The sequence below is a fragment of the Pigmentiphaga humi genome, from assembly GCF_900606115.1.
Taxonomy (GTDB): Bacteria; Pseudomonadota; Gammaproteobacteria; order Burkholderiales; family Burkholderiaceae_B; genus Pigmentiphaga; species Pigmentiphaga humi.
This window is the reverse complement of record NZ_UWPJ01000025.1, coordinates 25,505-39,115: the sequence shown is the minus strand read 5'-3', so window position 1 is coordinate 39,115 and position 13,611 is coordinate 25,505. Positions and strand designations below refer to the sequence as shown.

The following is a 13,611-nucleotide window of genomic DNA, read 5'->3' as shown; positions in this document are numbered from 1 at the left end:
GAGAACGCCATGCCCATTATCCAGGTGCAGTTGATGGAAGGCCGCACGGACGAACAACGTGCGGCCCTGATCGAAGAATTGACCGACGCCGCCCATCGCGCCATCGGCGCGCCGCGCGAGTCCGTGCGGGTGGTGCTGGTCGAAGTGCCCAAGACGAATTTCGGGATCGGCGGCAAGACAGCGAAAGCGCTGGGACGCTGAACTCTTTTCTCACGCAACCGGAGACACGCAGAATGATGATGAAGACGACGACGCTGGCCCTGGCGCTGGCAGCATCGATGGCGGCGGGCGCCGCGCACGCCGATATAAAGATCGGTTTTACCGGCGTCATGTCGGGGCCGATGGCCGCGCTGGGCCAGGATCAGTACGACGCCTTCATGCTGGCGGTCGAACAACTGGGCGGCAAGCTGGGCGACCAGCCGGTCACGGTGCTGCGCGAAGACGATCAGCTCAAGCCCGACGTGGGCGCGCAGATCGTGCAGAAATTCGTCGAGCGCGACAAGGTCAATGCCATTGTCGGCCTGGGCTTCTCCAACGTGCTGATGGCCGAAGCGCGCCGCATCAAGGATTCCGGCGTGGTGGCGCTGTCCACGAACGCCGGCCCGGCCCCGATCGCCGGCAAGGGCTGCCTGTCCAACCTGTTCGTGATGGGCTGGCAGAACGACGGCATGTCCGAAGCCATGGGCAAGTACGTCAAAGACCAGGGCTACAAGAATGTCTACCTGATGACGTCGAACTACCAGGCCGGCAAGGACAAGCTGGCCGGCTTCAAGCGCTTCTATGGCGACAAAGTGCAGAACGAGGTCTACACCCCGCTCGACCAGCTCGACTACGCCGCTGAAATCGCTGCGGTGCAGAACGCCAAGCCCGACGCGCTGTTCGTGTTCTATACCGGCGGCATCGGCGTCAACTTCGCCCGCCAGTTCAACCAGGCGGGCCTGATGGGCAAGCTGCCGTTCTTCTCGGAAAGCCTGATCGACGCCAACTCGGTCGCGGCCCTGAAAGAACAGGCCGTGGGCGCCATCTACGGCACCAACTGGGCGCCGGTGCTGGACAACCCCCAGAACAAGAAATTCGTCCAGGGTTTCGAGGCGAAGTACAAGCGTACCCCCAGCGAGTATGCCGCCAACGCCTATGACGCCGCCTACCTGCTCGATGCCTCCATCCGCAAGGTCGGCGGCAAGGTCGGCGACAAGGCTGCGCTGGCCAAGGCGGTCAAGGAGACCGGTTCGCAGTTCCCGACCGTGCGCGGCAAGTTCGGCTTCAACACCAACAACATGCCGGTCCAGAACTACTACGCCTACCAGGTCGTGCAAGAGGGCGGCAAGGTGACCTACAAGCAGCTGGCCCAGGTTCTGACGGACCACAAGGATGCCTACGCGGGCGAATGCTCGATGAAGTAGGCCCCCCCCCTACGCGCTTACGCGCGCCCCCCGGGGGGCGGCACTGGCGGACCGGCGGAGCCGGATCCGCTGTGCCCTGGGTTCAATCCCCAATATGCTGTGGGGGGATGCGCGGTTTCCCGGGTTCTGCATGTCTTGCTTCGTTGTTACGCTGGTGCCGCTCCAGCGGATGTCGGATTGGCGGTTGCGGTCCGCCGATGGGGTTCCTGGGGGGCGGGTGCGACGGGCTGGTCTTCGCGGTCGCGCTTTCTTGGCAGGGGAGCGCGTTTTCGCATGAGGACTTCGGTGGGCCGGCCGCATGCGCGGGGAAGGCTCGGCCACATGTATATGGAATGATCCATGAATAGTTCGCTGTTTTTGTCGCAGTTGCTCAACGGTGTGCAGTTGGGCGTGCTGCTGTTCCTGCTGTCATCGGGGTTGACCCTGATCTTCGGCATCATGAATTTCATCAACCTCGCCCATGGTTCGCTGTACATGGTCGGGGCGTTCATCGGGGCCGCTACCTACAACGCCAGCGGCTCCTTCGTTTTCGCGATCATCGCGGCCATCGTGGCGGCGGGGCTGGTCGGGCTGCTGCTGGAGCATCTCGTGGCCAAACCGCTGTATCGCTACGACCACCTGTACCAGGTGCTGGCGACCTTCGGCCTGATGATGTTCTTCAACGAGCTGGCCATCGTCATCTTCGGCAGCCGGCCCTACTACGCGGCGATCCCGTCCGCGCTGGAGGGCGCGGTGACGGTGTTCGGTTCGCAGTATCCGGTCTACCGCATCCTGATCATCGTGGTGGGCATCCTGGTCGCGCTGGGCGCCTGGTACCTGATCCAGAAGACGCGCTTCGGCATGCTGATCCGCGCCGGCGCGAGCAACTCGGCCATGGTGAGCGTGCTGGGCGTGAACATCGACCTGCTCAAGAAGCTGCTGTTCATGCTGGGCGCGGGCCTGGCCGGCCTGGCCGGCGCGCTGGCCGGTCCCATCCTGTCGGTGCAGTCGGGCATGGGCGAGCCGGTGCTGATCCTGGCGCTGGTGGTCATCGTGGTGGGCGGCATCGGCTCTATCCGCGGCGCACTGGTCGCGGCCATGATCATCGCCATCATCGATACGCTCGGACGCGCCTACATGCCGCACATGCTGGGTTCGTTCATGAAGCCGGCCACGGCCAACGCGGTCGGACCGGCCGTGGCATCGATGCTGATCTACATCCTGATGGCCCTGGTGCTAGCCTTCCGGCCCAACGGCATCCTCGCGCCCGCCAAGCGCTGACCCGTCCTGCAAGGTAGACGATATGAATCGCGTCAAATTCGGGGGCTGGGTGATCCCGGTCCTGTTTCTGCTCCTGGCGTGCGTGCCCTTTGCCGCCAATGCGCTGGGAGAACCCTTCTACGTCACTTTCTTCGCCCGCGTGCTGGTCTACGCGCTGGCCGCGTGCGCGCTCAACCTGGTGCTCGGATTTGCCGGGCTGGTGAGCTTCGGCCATGCGATGTTCATCGGCCTGGGCTGCTACGCGGTCGGCATCCTGAGCTTCTACGGCATCGACAACGGCTGGCTGCAATTGCTGGCGGCGGTGGTGGTCTGCGGGCTGGTGGGGCTGCTGGTGGGCACCGTCTGCCTGCGGACGTCGGGCATCGGCTTCATCATGATCACGCTGGCTTTCGCCCAGATGTTCTATTTCCTGATGGTCAGCATGACCACCTTCGGCGGCGACGACGGCCTGAACATCAACGGGGCCAGCAACTTTGGCCTGTTCGAACTGACCGGCAGCACCGAGGTGTATTGGGCGGCCTGGGCGGTGTTGCTGGCGGTCACGATTTTCCTGGCGCGCCTGAAGAAGTCGCCGTTCGGGATGGTGCTGCAGGCCACCCACATCAACCCGCGCCGCGTGAACGCCTTCGGCTATTCGGTGTTCAAGGTGCAACTGGCGGCCTACGTGATCTCGGGCGTGCTGACCGGCCTGGCCGGCCTGCTGCTGGCCAACCTGACCGCCTTCGCCTCGCCCAGCTACATGTCGTGGCCGGTGTCGGGCGACCTGATCGTCATGCTGGTGATCGGCGGCCTGGGCACCATCACCGGCCCGATCTTCGGCGCCATTGCCTTCCTGGTCATGGAAGAATTCTTCAAGGGCCTGACGCAGCACTGGATGCTGATCATGGGCCCGGTCATCGTCGTGATCGCCCTGGCGACCAGGAACGGCTTCAAGCTGTTCGAGCGCCTGCGCCCGGCGCCCGCCGCCCCGGCCGCGCCCGCTGCCGCCAAGCCTGTCGCCGTTCCCGCGGGAGAAGCGCAATGAACCCCATCGGACTGAGCACCCGCGACCTGGTCAAGCGTTTCGGCGGCCTGCGCGCCACCGACGGCGTCACGCTGGACATCGAACCGGGCGAACTGCACGCCATCATCGGGCCCAACGGCGCCGGCAAGACCACGCTGATCAATCTGCTGACCGGCGAACTGCGGTCGGACGAGGGCAGCATCCGCCTGGACGGCGAGGAGGTGGGCGGCACGCCGGTGCAGCACCGCGTCGGCAAGGGCCTGCTGCGCTCCTACCAGATCACGTCCATCTTCGATGCGTTCACGGTGATCGAGAACGTCTGCCTGGGCGCGCTGCGCAAGCAGGGCGTGCGCTGGGCGGTCTGGAAGCCGCTGTCGGCCTATGGCGAGGTGATGGCCAAGGCGCGCGACATCGTCGAGCAGTGCCACCTGTCCGACGTGGCCGACACCGTGGTCGCCAACCTGGCCTACGGCCAGCGCCGGCAGCTGGAGGTGGCCATGTCGCTGGCCGCCGATCCCCGCATCCTGTTGCTGGACGAGCCCATGGCCGGCATGAGCGCCGCCGAGGGCGCGGCTGCCATCGAGCTGCTGCGTTCGCTCAAGGGCCGCTACACCATCCTGCTGATCGAGCACGATATGAACGCCGTGTTCTCGCTGGCCGACCGCATCAGCGTGCTGGTCTACGGCAAGATCGTCGCCACCGGCTCGATCGAGGAAATCCGCAACCATCCCGAAGTCCGTCGCGCCTACCTCGGCGACGACGCGGACGCCTGAGGCAGGAGTGCACATGCTTTCTATTCAAGGACTGGCGGCCAAGTACGGCTCCTGCCAGGCGTTGTTCGATGTCGACCTGGAGGTCAAGCGCGGCGAGGTGATCGGTCTGATCGGCCGCAACGGCATGGGCCGCACGACGGTCATCAATTGCCTGTTCGGCCTGCTCAAGCCGGCGGCGGGCACGATTTCGTTCGACGGCCAGCAGCTCAACGGCCTGGCGCCGCACCGGGTCGGCCGCCTGGGTTTGTCGCTGGTGCCGGAGGGCCGGCAGATCTTCCCGACCCTGACGGTCGAGGAGAACCTGCTCGCTACGGCCAAGCGCACCGACGCGTCGTCGTGGACGCTGGACAAGATCTACGAGCTGTTCCCGCGTCTGAAGGAGCGCCGCAGCAACCTGGGTACGCAACTGTCGGGCGGCGAGCAACAGATGCTGGCCATCGGCCGCGCGCTGATGACCAACCCGCGCCTGCTGGTGCTCGACGAAGCCACCGAGGGCCTGGCGCCTATCGTTCGCGCCGAGATCTGGAGCGTGCTGGCGCGGCTCAAGGAAGAAGGGCTGACGATGATCGTGGTGGACAAGAACACCAAGGCGCTGCTGCGCCTGTCCGACCGCAATTTCATCCTCGACAAGGGGGTGACGGTGTGGAAAGGTTCGTCGCCGGAGCTGGCGGCGCGTCCAGAGTTGATCGCGCAATACGTAGGGGTCTAGGGTGTCGACGAGGTTGAAGGACAAGGTCGCGCTGGTGACGGGCGCGGCGGGCGGCATCGGCCTGGCCATTGCGCGCCGTTATAGCCGGGAAGGCGCGCGGGTGGTGCTGGTCGACCGCGCGGAGAAGGTCGAGACCGAGGCGCTGGCGCAGATGGCCGGCCCGGCCAAGGCGATGCGCGGCGACGTGACGGATCCCGCGCAGGTGGCCGAGATGGTGGCGCTGTGCGAGCGCGAATTCGGCGGGCTGGATATCTGCGTGTGCAATGCCGGGGTGATTCGCGCGGCGGAGTTCCTGGACCTGGAGCTGGAGGACCTGGATTTCGTGCTGAATGTGAACGTCCGGGGCACGTTCCTGGTGGCGCAGGCCGCGGCGAAGGCGATGGTGCGGCAGGGGCGCGGCGGCAGCATCATTACCTTGTCGTCGATGACGGCGGAACTGGCGATGTCCAACCAGATGGCGTATGGCGCGAGCAAGGGCGCGGTGCGGCAGATGACCAAGTCCATGGCGCTGGCGATGGCCCCGCACGGGGTGCGGGTCAACGCGCTGGGGCCGGGGAGCATCGAGACGGACATCATGGCGACGATCACGGATGATCCGGAGGCTTACCGGACGGTGTTGTCGCGGATTCCCATGAAGCGCTTGGGGAGCCCGGACGAGGTCGCGAGCGTGGCCTTGTTCCTGGCCAGCGAGGATGCCAATTACGTGACGGGGCAGACGGTCTACGTGGATGGCGGGCGTCTTGCGTTGAACTACACGGTGAAGGTGGATTCGCTGCCTGTTTAGTTTCTGCCGGCTTCCGGATTTTCGGCCCGGCCGTCGGAGCGACGTACGCGGGCTGCGGGAGTATTTCAAAAGAAGCGGATCTACGTGCCATGCGTAGTAATCCGCTTGGGCAAACCCATGCACCTGGCGTTTCCGGATGCGATGGCCGGATTAAGGTGGACTCCCTTTCCCCGAGCGAGTCCACCATGCAGCGCTTCCACGGCACCTTCCCCTATCCGCGGCATCCGGTCCGCCCGCTCCGAAGCCGCGTGTCCGAACCCGACACGCCGCCCTACGGCTCCCTCCAGGACGCCTCGGGTCTTGAGCGGCCCCACGCCAGCCAACCCTATACCGGCCCGCTGCTCGACCTGCGCAACGACCTGGTCTTCAAGCTCCTGTTCACCAGCGCCCCGCACCTGCTGGCTGATCTGATCAACGCCGTGCGCCACGACCAGGCGCCGATCCAGGTCGAGCGGATCCTGAACCCGCACATCGATCCCATCGAACTGCACGGCAAGGCCATCGCCCTGGACCTGCTCGCCCGCGATACCGCCGGCCACCTCTACAACATCGAGATGCAGGTGCGCCACTACGAACAATGGCCCGCCCGCAGCGCCTACTACCTGGCCCGCGCGTTGTCGGGGCAGATCGAACGCGGCCATGATTACCTCGCCCTCAAGCCCACCATCGCCATCCACTTCCTCGTCCAGGACCTGCTGGGCGATCCGGACCAGGCCGATTGGCGCTTCGAGCTGCGCGACCAGCGCCAACCCGCGGTGCGGCTGGGAGAGACGCTGCAGCTGCATATAATCGAACTGCGCAAGGCCGAACGGCTCGGCCGCCTGCCGCCGGCCCTGTCGGCATGGGTTGCGTGCCTGCAGCACGCCCAGGAGGAAGCCCGGATGAAAGACATCACCCACGAACCGGTCCATGAAGCGCTGGGCCGGCTCAAGGTGCTCACCATGGACGAGGACGCTCGCTGGCGGGCCTTCGCCCGCGAAAAGGCGATTGCCGATGAGGCCGCCGCGCTGGCTTATGCCACGCGCACCGGAGTGGAACGAGGGATGGCGCAGGGGTTGGAACAAGGCCTCGAGCAGGGTCTTCAGAAAGGCCAGGTTCACCTGCTGGAAAATCTCCTGATTCGCAAGTTCGGCCCGCTGCCCGATGCTGTCCGCGAACAACTGCGCGCCGGCACCGTGTCCCAGCTGGAGACCTGGGCCTTGAACCTGCTGGATGCCGGGACGCTGGACGAGGTATTCCGCCACGGCGCTGCCTGACTGGGGAGGCCAGCCGCATGGCGGCTGGCTCTTCTCATGACGGCGCGCGTCAGCGCGCCCAGGGCCATCAGTCCAACGAAATATTCGCCTTCTTGATCACCGGCCCCCAAACCGCGTGGTCAGCCTTGATGCGCGCCGCGAAGTCCTCGACGCTGCTGGTGTAGACGATGGAGCCGTGGGACGCATAGAGTTTTTTCATGTCGTCGCCCTGGACCGCCTTGGTGATCTCGCGGTTCAGTTTCTGCACGATGTCCTTAGGCACGCCGGTCTGGGCGACGATGCCCAGCCAGACCGTGCTTTCGTAGCCCTGGAAGCCTTGCTCGTCGAAGGTCTTGACGTTGGGCAGGCTGGGCAGGCGGTCTTTGGTGTCGATGGCCAGGGCTTTCAGGCGGCCGTCCTTGATCTGGGGTTCGACCAGGGCGGAGCCGGCCAGGTAGAGCTGGGTGCGGTCGCCGATGGTGGAGTTCAGGGCGTCGGGGCCGGATTTGAAGGGAACGTGCAGGATGTCGGCGCCGGTCTGGAGCTTGAACATCTCGAACAGGACGTGCGGGGGCGAACCCACGCTGGAGGAGGCGTAGTTCAGTACGCCGGGCTTGGATTTGGCCAGCGCGACCAGGTCCTGGAGCGAGTTGGCGGGCAGGCCGGGGTTGGCGGTCAGTACCATGGGGATGACCGCGACCGGGGCGACGGCCTGCAGGTCGGCCTGCGGGTCGTAGGGCAGTTTGTTGAACAGGTACTGGTTCCAGACGGCGTGGGCGTTGGTGACGATGGCCAGGGTGTAGCCGTCGGCGGCGCTGTTCTTCAGGTTGGTCATGGCCAGCAGGCCGCCGGCACCGGGCCGGTTGTCGATGACTACGGCCTGGCCCATGGATTGCCGCATTTTCTCGGCGATGGGACGGGCGAACAGGTCGGGCAGGCTGCCCGGGGCGCCGTTGACGATGACGTGGATGGGCTTGCTGGGGTAGGCGTCGGCGGCGTGGCCGACAGGAGCGGCGGCAAGCGCGAGCAGGCCCAGCAGCGGGGCGGCGAGACGGCGGCGTGTGAGCATGGCGTTCTTCTTCGGATATGGGTGGTTGACGGGTTGGAAGACTAGGCCAGTCGGCGGCGCGTGATCTCGACCATGACCGACATGCCCACGGGGAGCACCTTGTCGTTGAAATCGAACTTGGGGTGGTGGCACATGTGGCCGCCGTTGCCGAGGAAGAAATAGCAGCCGGGCTTTTCCTGGAGCATGTAGGCGAAGTCTTCGGAGGCCATCAGCGGCGCGATGTCGGGGTCCAGTCCTGCTTCACCCAGGACGGCGCGCGCGGCATCGCGCACGACTTGCGCCTGTTCGGCGGTGTTGATGGTCGCGGGCGAGGTCTGCAGGTGTTCGAATTCGATGCGGCAGCGGTAGGCCTGCTCGGCACCGGCGCAGATTTCGCGCAGGCGCTTGAGCACGTCGGTTTGTACGCCGTGGTCCAGCGTGCGCACGGTGCCTTCGAGCACGGCATGATCGGCGATGATGTTGATGGCGGTGCCGGCATGGAACTGGCAGATGCTGACGACGGCGGTCTGCAGGGGATCCACGGATCGGCTGACGATGCTTTGCATGCTCTGGATCAGCGCGCTGCCGATCATGATCGGGTCGATGGCCCGGTGCGGGCTGGCGGCGTGGCCGCCGACGCCGTGGATGCGGATGCGGAACAGGTCGCAGGCCGACAGGATGGCGCCGTTGCGCACGCCCACGCGGCCGGGTTCGAGCGGCGGATGGTTGTGCAGGCCGTAGACCTCGTCGCAGGGGAAGCGTTCGAACAATCCGTCGCGGATCATGGCCGAGCCGCCCTTCAGGGTTTCTTCGGCGGGCTGGAAGATCAGGTGCAGGGTGCCGCGGAAGTCGCGGTGGCTGGCGTAGTGGCGGGCCACGCCCAGCAGGATGGCGGTATGGCCGTCGTGGCCGCAGCCGTGGAACAGGTTGGCCTTGGCCGATTGATAGGGCAGGCCGGTCTGTTCCTGCATGGGCAGGGCGTCCATGTCGGCGCGCAGGCCGACGTTGCGGCCTGCGCCGAGCGTGCCGCGGATGACCCCGACTACGCCCGTGCCGCCTATGCCGGTATGGGTTTCGATGCCCCACTCGCGCAGCCGTTCGGCCACGAAGGCGGCGGTTTCGTATTCTTCGAAACCCAGCTCCGGGTTGCGGTGGATCGCGCGCCGCCACGTGGTCATGTCGTGCGCGTGGGTGTCTGGCACCTCGAGATTCATTGTGTTCCTGTGCTTCTTTCTGGGTAAATTAGGATGCTATTTCAACTATTGAAATTTGCACTAAGTATTTACCCCGGAAGGGATGGGGAACGCAAGCGCGCTTCGTCCGGGGCCGACGCGCGTCATACAATGGCGGGCTGCCGCCGTGCGAGAGAACGCCGTGACCAAGAAGCTGGAAACCTACTTCACCTACAAGCTCGACATGATCAAGAGCGAGGCGGTGCGGCAGGTCAACGAGCTGTACCGCAAGGAGCTCGGGCTGGTGGTGCGGGACCTGCGAGTGCTGCGGCAGATCGGCGATGCGCCGGGCATCGGCGTGTCGGCCCTGCAGGCGGCCACTTTCATCGAGAAGACGGTGTTGTCCAAGGTGGTGAGCCGGCTGATCGAACTCGGGCTGGCCGAACGGACGATCAGCCCGCGCGACGCCCGGGCCTTCGAGCTCACGCTGACCGCGAAAGGCCGCAAGGTCCGGGAGAAAGCCGACCGCATCGGCGCCGGCCACGAACAGGAGGTGATGTTCGGCGATTTCAGCCAGGAAGAACTGGAGTCGCTGGATTACCTGCTCGACAAGCTGATGCAGTCGTTGAAGAGAGCGCCCTCCGCGCGCTGACCTGATGCGGGACATGTCCGGCCGATTGTTACAGCCATCGTGCCGGCTGGCATCGGGGCTAAAATGCTCCCCATGTCCCAGTCCGCTTCCCCCGCCTTCGTCCATTTGCGCGTCCACTCCGAGTTTTCGGTGTCCGACGGCATCGTCCGCATCCCCGATCTGGTCAAGCGCGTGGTCGCGCTGGAGCAGCCGGCCGTCGCGCTGACCGATCTTTCCAACCTGTTCGGCCTGATCAAGTTCTACAAGGCGGCGCGGGGCAAGGGGATCAAGGCGATCGCGGGCTGCGACGTCTGGGTGTCCAACGACGCCGACCGCGACAAGCCCTATCGGATGCTGCTGCTGGTGCGCGATCGCGCCGGCTACCTGAATCTGTGCGAGCTATTGACCCAGGCGTTCCTGGTCAACCAGTATCGCGGCCGGGGCGAGATCCGGCCGGAGTGGCTGGCGACCTACGGCGCCGGCCTGATCGCGCTGTCGGGCGGGCGGCAGGGCGACGTCGGCCAGTCGCTCGAGGCCGGCAGCCACGACGCGGCGCTGGCTGCCGCGCGCCACTGGATGGCGGTGTTTCCCGGCAGTTATTACATCGAACTGCAGCGCGCCGGCCGCGAGGGCGACGAAACCTATGTGCAGGCCGCGATGAGGCTGGCGGCCGAGTGCGGCGCGCCGGTGGTGGCCACGCATCCGGTGCAGTTCCTCGAGCGCGACGATTTCCGCGCGCACGAGGCCCGCGTCTGCATCGCCGAGGGCGAGATCCTGGCCAATCCGCGGCGCCAGCGCCTCTACACGGAAGAGCAATACCTGCTGTCTTCCCAGGAGATGGCCGAGCGTTTCGTCGACGTGCCTTCGGCCCTGGCCAATAGCGTGGCCATCGCCATGCGCTGCAACCTGACGCTGGAACTGGGCAATCCCAAGCTGCCCAATTTCCCCACGCCCGAGGGCGTGACGCTGGCCGAATACCTGGTGCAGCTTTCGAAAGAGGGTCTGGAGCGGCGCATGGCGCAGCTCTTTCCCGACGAGGCCGAGCGCGCCGGGCACTGGGAGGAATACAGCCAGCGCCTGGACACGGAATGCCAGACCATTATCGACATGGGCTTTCCCGGCTACTTCCTGATCGTGCAGGACTTCATCAACTGGGGCAAGAACAACGGCGTACCGGTGGGGCCGGGCCGGGGTTCGGGCGCCGGCTCGCTGGTGGCCTTCAGCCTGGGCATTACCGACATCGATCCGATCCGCTACGACTTGCTGTTCGAGCGCTTCCTGAACCCGGAGCGGGTGTCCATGCCCGACTTCGATATCGATTTCTGCCAGGACAACCGCGACAAGGTCATCGAGTACGTCAAGCAGAAGTACGGCCGCGATGCCGTGAGCCAGATCGCGACCTTCGGTACGCTGGGCGCCAAGGCGGTGATCCGCGACGCGGGCCGGGTGCTGGACCTGCCCTACCTGTTCTGCGACGGCCTGTCCAAGATCATCCCGCATTCGCCGGCCGACCCGTGGAGCCTGGAGCGAGCGCTCAAGGAAGAGCCCGTCTTCAAAGAGCGCTACGACAACGACGAGGAAGCGCACGCGCTGATCGACCTGGCCCAGCCGCTCGAGGGCCTGACCCGCAACATCGGCATGCACGCCGGGGGCGTGCTGATCGCTCCCGGCAAGCTGACCGATTTCTGCCCGTTGTACTGCCAGCCCGGGCAGAGCCATATCGCCGTCTCGCAGTTCGACAAGGACGACGTGGAGGCCGTGGGCCTGGTGAAGTTCGACTTCCTGGGCCTGCGCAACCTGACCATTCTCGACTGGGCCGTGCGCTATGTGCGCGATTTCAACGAGGGCATGCGCGGCTTCGACGTGATGGAGTTGCCGCTGGACGATCTCGAGTCCTACAAGCTGCTCAGCGACGGCAACACCACCTCGGTGTTCCAGCTGGAATCGCGCGGCATGAAAGAGCTGCTCAAGAAGCTCAAGCCCAGCAACTTCGAAGACATCATCGCCGTGCTGGCGCTGTACCGGCCGGGCCCGCTGGGCTCGGGCATGGTGGACGACTTCGTCAACCGCAAGCACGGCCGCGCCAAGGCGGAATATTTCCACTCCGACCTGGAGGCGGTCCTCAAGAGCACCTACGGGGTCATCGTCTACCAGGAACAGGTGATGCTGATCTCGCAGATCATCGGCGGCTACACGCTGGGCGGCGCCGACATGCTGCGGCGGGCCATGGGCAAGAAAAAGCCCGAGGAAATGGCCAAGCACCGCGAGATCTTCGAGTCGGGCGCGGTCAAGAAGGGCTACGACCCCGATATCGCGGTCACGCTGTTCAACCTGATGGAGAAGTTCGCGGAATACGGCTTCAACAAGTCGCACACCGCGGCCTACGCGCTGATCGCCTACCAGACGGCCTGGCTCAAGGCGCACCATCCGGCCGAATTCATGGCCGCCACCATGTCGTCCGACATGGACGACACCGACAAGGTCCAGATTTTCTGGGCCGACACCGTGGCCAACAAGGTCAAGGTGCTGCCGCCGGACGTCAACCTGTCGGGCTACCGCTTCGAACCGGTGCTGGACGAATATTCCTCGCGCGGCCAGCCGCCGCGCACGATCCGCTACGGCCTGGGCGCGGTCAAGGGCACGGGCCAGAACGCGGTCGAGGAAATCATCCGCGCCCGCACCGACAAGGGTCCGTTCACCGACCTGTTCGACTTCTGCCGCCGCATCGACCGCCACCAGGTCAACCGCCGCGCCATCGAGGCGCTGATCAAGGCGGGCGCCTTCGACACGCTGGCCGACAACCGCGCCGCGCTGCTGGCGACGCTGGGCACGGCGATGGATGCGGCCGAACAGGCGGCGCGCGCCGCCAGCCAGGTCTCGCTGTTCGGCGGCGACGACCATGCCGACCTCTCCGGCGACCTGGCCGACGTCGAGCCCTGGGACGAGCGCGAGCGCCTGGCCCAGGAGAAGACCGCGCTGGGCTTCTACTTCAGCGGCCATTTGTTCGATGCCTACCGCACCGAGGTGCGGCGCTTCGTGCGCGGCCCGCTGGCCAATCTGCAGCCCAGCCGCGACCTGCAATGGATGGCCGGCATCCTGTCCGCCGTCCGCACCCAGATGACCCGGCGCGGCAAGATGGTGTTCGCCGTGCTCGACGACGGTTCGGCGCAGGTCGAGATCTCGGTGTTCAACGAGCTGTACGAACGGCACCGCGCGCGCCTGCGCGAAGACCAGTTGCTGATCGTGTCGGGCAAGGTCAGCAACGACGAGTACTCGGGCGGCATGCGCATCGTCGCGGACGATCTCTACGACCTGCAGATGGCGCGCGAGTCCAAGGCGCGCGCCTTGTCCATCCGCCTGAACGGCAACGCGCATGCCGGGTCGCTGCGTGAGGTGCTCAATCCCCACCGGGCCGATCCGGAGAATGGCTTCCCGGGCACGCCGGTCGAGATCGTCTACAACAGCGGCGATGCGCGCTGCGTGGTGCGGCTGAGCGAAGACTGGCGGGTGCGCGTGCCCGAGGTGCTGTTGCAGCAGCTGGCCAAGCTGACCGGGCAGCCTACGGACGTGGGCCTGGAGTATTGAGGCCGGGA

12 protein-coding genes are annotated in these 13,611 nt (G+C 65.8%); 10 read left to right on the top strand and 2 right to left on the bottom strand.

The genetic code is table 11. The features are described 5' to 3' along the window. The first annotated feature begins 9 nt into the window (after nucleotides 1–9). The 8 genes from PIGHUM_RS16370 to PIGHUM_RS16335 all read left to right on the top strand — a co-directional run bounded on the left by PIGHUM_RS16370 (nucleotide 10) and on the right by PIGHUM_RS16335 (nucleotide 7,188). Entirely contained in the window at nucleotides 10–201 is a 192-nt protein-coding gene (locus PIGHUM_RS16370) for a 2-hydroxymuconate tautomerase (RefSeq protein WP_124080640.1), read from the top strand. A gap of 35 nt (nucleotides 202–236) precedes the next feature. Beyond that, nucleotides 237–1,403 (top strand): ABC transporter substrate-binding protein, encoded by a 1,167-nt coding sequence (locus PIGHUM_RS16365; RefSeq protein WP_124080718.1) that lies wholly within the window; start codon nucleotides 237–239, stop codon nucleotides 1,401–1,403. A 339-nt stretch (nucleotides 1,404–1,742) separates the two neighbouring features. Further along, nucleotides 1,743–2,663, top strand: a complete 921-nt coding sequence (locus PIGHUM_RS16360; protein ID WP_124080639.1) for a branched-chain amino acid ABC transporter permease — start codon at nucleotides 1,743–1,745, stop codon at nucleotides 2,661–2,663. Between the two features lie 22 nt (nucleotides 2,664–2,685). Beyond that, nucleotides 2,686–3,687 (top strand): branched-chain amino acid ABC transporter permease, encoded by a 1,002-nt coding sequence (locus tag PIGHUM_RS16355; protein WP_124080638.1) that lies wholly within the window; start codon nucleotides 2,686–2,688, stop codon nucleotides 3,685–3,687. After that, nucleotides 3,684–4,439: an ABC transporter ATP-binding protein gene (locus tag PIGHUM_RS16350; RefSeq protein ID WP_124080637.1), complete on the top strand. Its 756-nt coding sequence runs from the start codon at nucleotides 3,684–3,686 to the stop codon at nucleotides 4,437–4,439. Before PIGHUM_RS16355 ends, PIGHUM_RS16350 begins: the two co-directional genes overlap by 4 nt. A gap of 13 nt (nucleotides 4,440–4,452) precedes the next feature. After that, the gene (locus PIGHUM_RS16345; protein ID WP_124080636.1) at nucleotides 4,453–5,148 is read left to right on the top strand and encodes an ABC transporter ATP-binding protein; all 696 of its coding nucleotides are present in this window, start codon (nucleotides 4,453–4,455) and stop codon (nucleotides 5,146–5,148) included. A gap of 1 nt (nucleotide 5,149) precedes the next feature. Continuing rightward, a complete protein-coding gene (locus PIGHUM_RS16340) occupies nucleotides 5,150–5,932 on the top strand; it encodes an SDR family NAD(P)-dependent oxidoreductase (RefSeq protein ID WP_246013252.1) in 783 nt (260 codons plus the stop codon). A gap of 155 nt (nucleotides 5,933–6,087) precedes the next feature. Continuing rightward, nucleotides 6,088–7,188 carry an Rpn family recombination-promoting nuclease/putative transposase gene (locus PIGHUM_RS16335; protein ID WP_160142316.1) on the top strand — a complete coding sequence of 367 codons (1,101 nt, stop codon included), beginning with the start codon at nucleotides 6,088–6,090 and terminating at the stop codon, nucleotides 7,186–7,188. 67 nt (nucleotides 7,189–7,255) lie between these two features. Here PIGHUM_RS16335 and PIGHUM_RS16330 read toward each other — a convergent pair whose 3' ends face one another. Further along, nucleotides 7,256–8,236, bottom strand: coding sequence for a Bug family tripartite tricarboxylate transporter substrate binding protein (locus tag PIGHUM_RS16330; RefSeq protein WP_124080634.1), 981 nt, complete (start codon nucleotides 8,234–8,236; stop codon nucleotides 7,256–7,258). Between the two features lie 41 nt (nucleotides 8,237–8,277). Continuing rightward, the gene (locus PIGHUM_RS16325) at nucleotides 8,278–9,429 is read right to left on the bottom strand and encodes a M20 aminoacylase family protein (protein ID WP_246013250.1); all 1,152 of its coding nucleotides are present in this window, start codon (nucleotides 9,427–9,429) and stop codon (nucleotides 8,278–8,280) included. 160 nt (nucleotides 9,430–9,589) lie between these two features. On the opposite strand from PIGHUM_RS16325, the gene PIGHUM_RS16320 reads away from it, so the two are divergent. Both PIGHUM_RS16320 and dnaE read left to right on the top strand, forming a co-directional pair. Next, the gene (locus PIGHUM_RS16320; RefSeq protein WP_160142315.1) at nucleotides 9,590–10,039 is read left to right on the top strand and encodes a MarR family winged helix-turn-helix transcriptional regulator; all 450 of its coding nucleotides are present in this window, start codon (nucleotides 9,590–9,592) and stop codon (nucleotides 10,037–10,039) included. Between the two features lie 72 nt (nucleotides 10,040–10,111). Continuing rightward, nucleotides 10,112–13,603: a DNA polymerase III subunit alpha gene (gene dnaE / locus PIGHUM_RS16315; RefSeq protein ID WP_124080632.1), complete on the top strand. Its 3,492-nt coding sequence runs from the start codon at nucleotides 10,112–10,114 to the stop codon at nucleotides 13,601–13,603. The last annotated feature ends 8 nt before the right edge of the window (nucleotides 13,604–13,611 follow it).

Coding starts and splice junctions, on each gene's coding strand:
- PIGHUM_RS16345 (WP_124080636.1), top strand. CDS start 4,453: ATGCTTTCTATTCAAGGACTGGCGGCCAAGTACGGCTCCTGCCAGGCG.
- PIGHUM_RS16360 (WP_124080639.1), top strand. CDS start 1,743: ATGAATAGTTCGCTGTTTTTGTCGCAGTTGCTCAACGGTGTGCAGTTG.
- PIGHUM_RS16350 (WP_124080637.1), top strand. CDS start 3,684: ATGAACCCCATCGGACTGAGCACCCGCGACCTGGTCAAGCGTTTCGGC.
- PIGHUM_RS16370 (WP_124080640.1), top strand. CDS start 10: ATGCCCATTATCCAGGTGCAGTTGATGGAAGGCCGCACGGACGAACAA.
- PIGHUM_RS16355 (WP_124080638.1), top strand. CDS start 2,686: ATGAATCGCGTCAAATTCGGGGGCTGGGTGATCCCGGTCCTGTTTCTG.
- PIGHUM_RS16325 (WP_246013250.1), bottom strand. CDS start 9,429: ATGAATCTCGAGGTGCCAGACACCCACGCGCACGACATGACCACGTGG.
- dnaE (WP_124080632.1), top strand. CDS start 10,112: ATGTCCCAGTCCGCTTCCCCCGCCTTCGTCCATTTGCGCGTCCACTCC.
- PIGHUM_RS16365 (WP_124080718.1), top strand. CDS start 237: ATGATGAAGACGACGACGCTGGCCCTGGCGCTGGCAGCATCGATGGCG.
- PIGHUM_RS16330 (WP_124080634.1), bottom strand. CDS start 8,236: ATGCTCACACGCCGCCGTCTCGCCGCCCCGCTGCTGGGCCTGCTCGCG.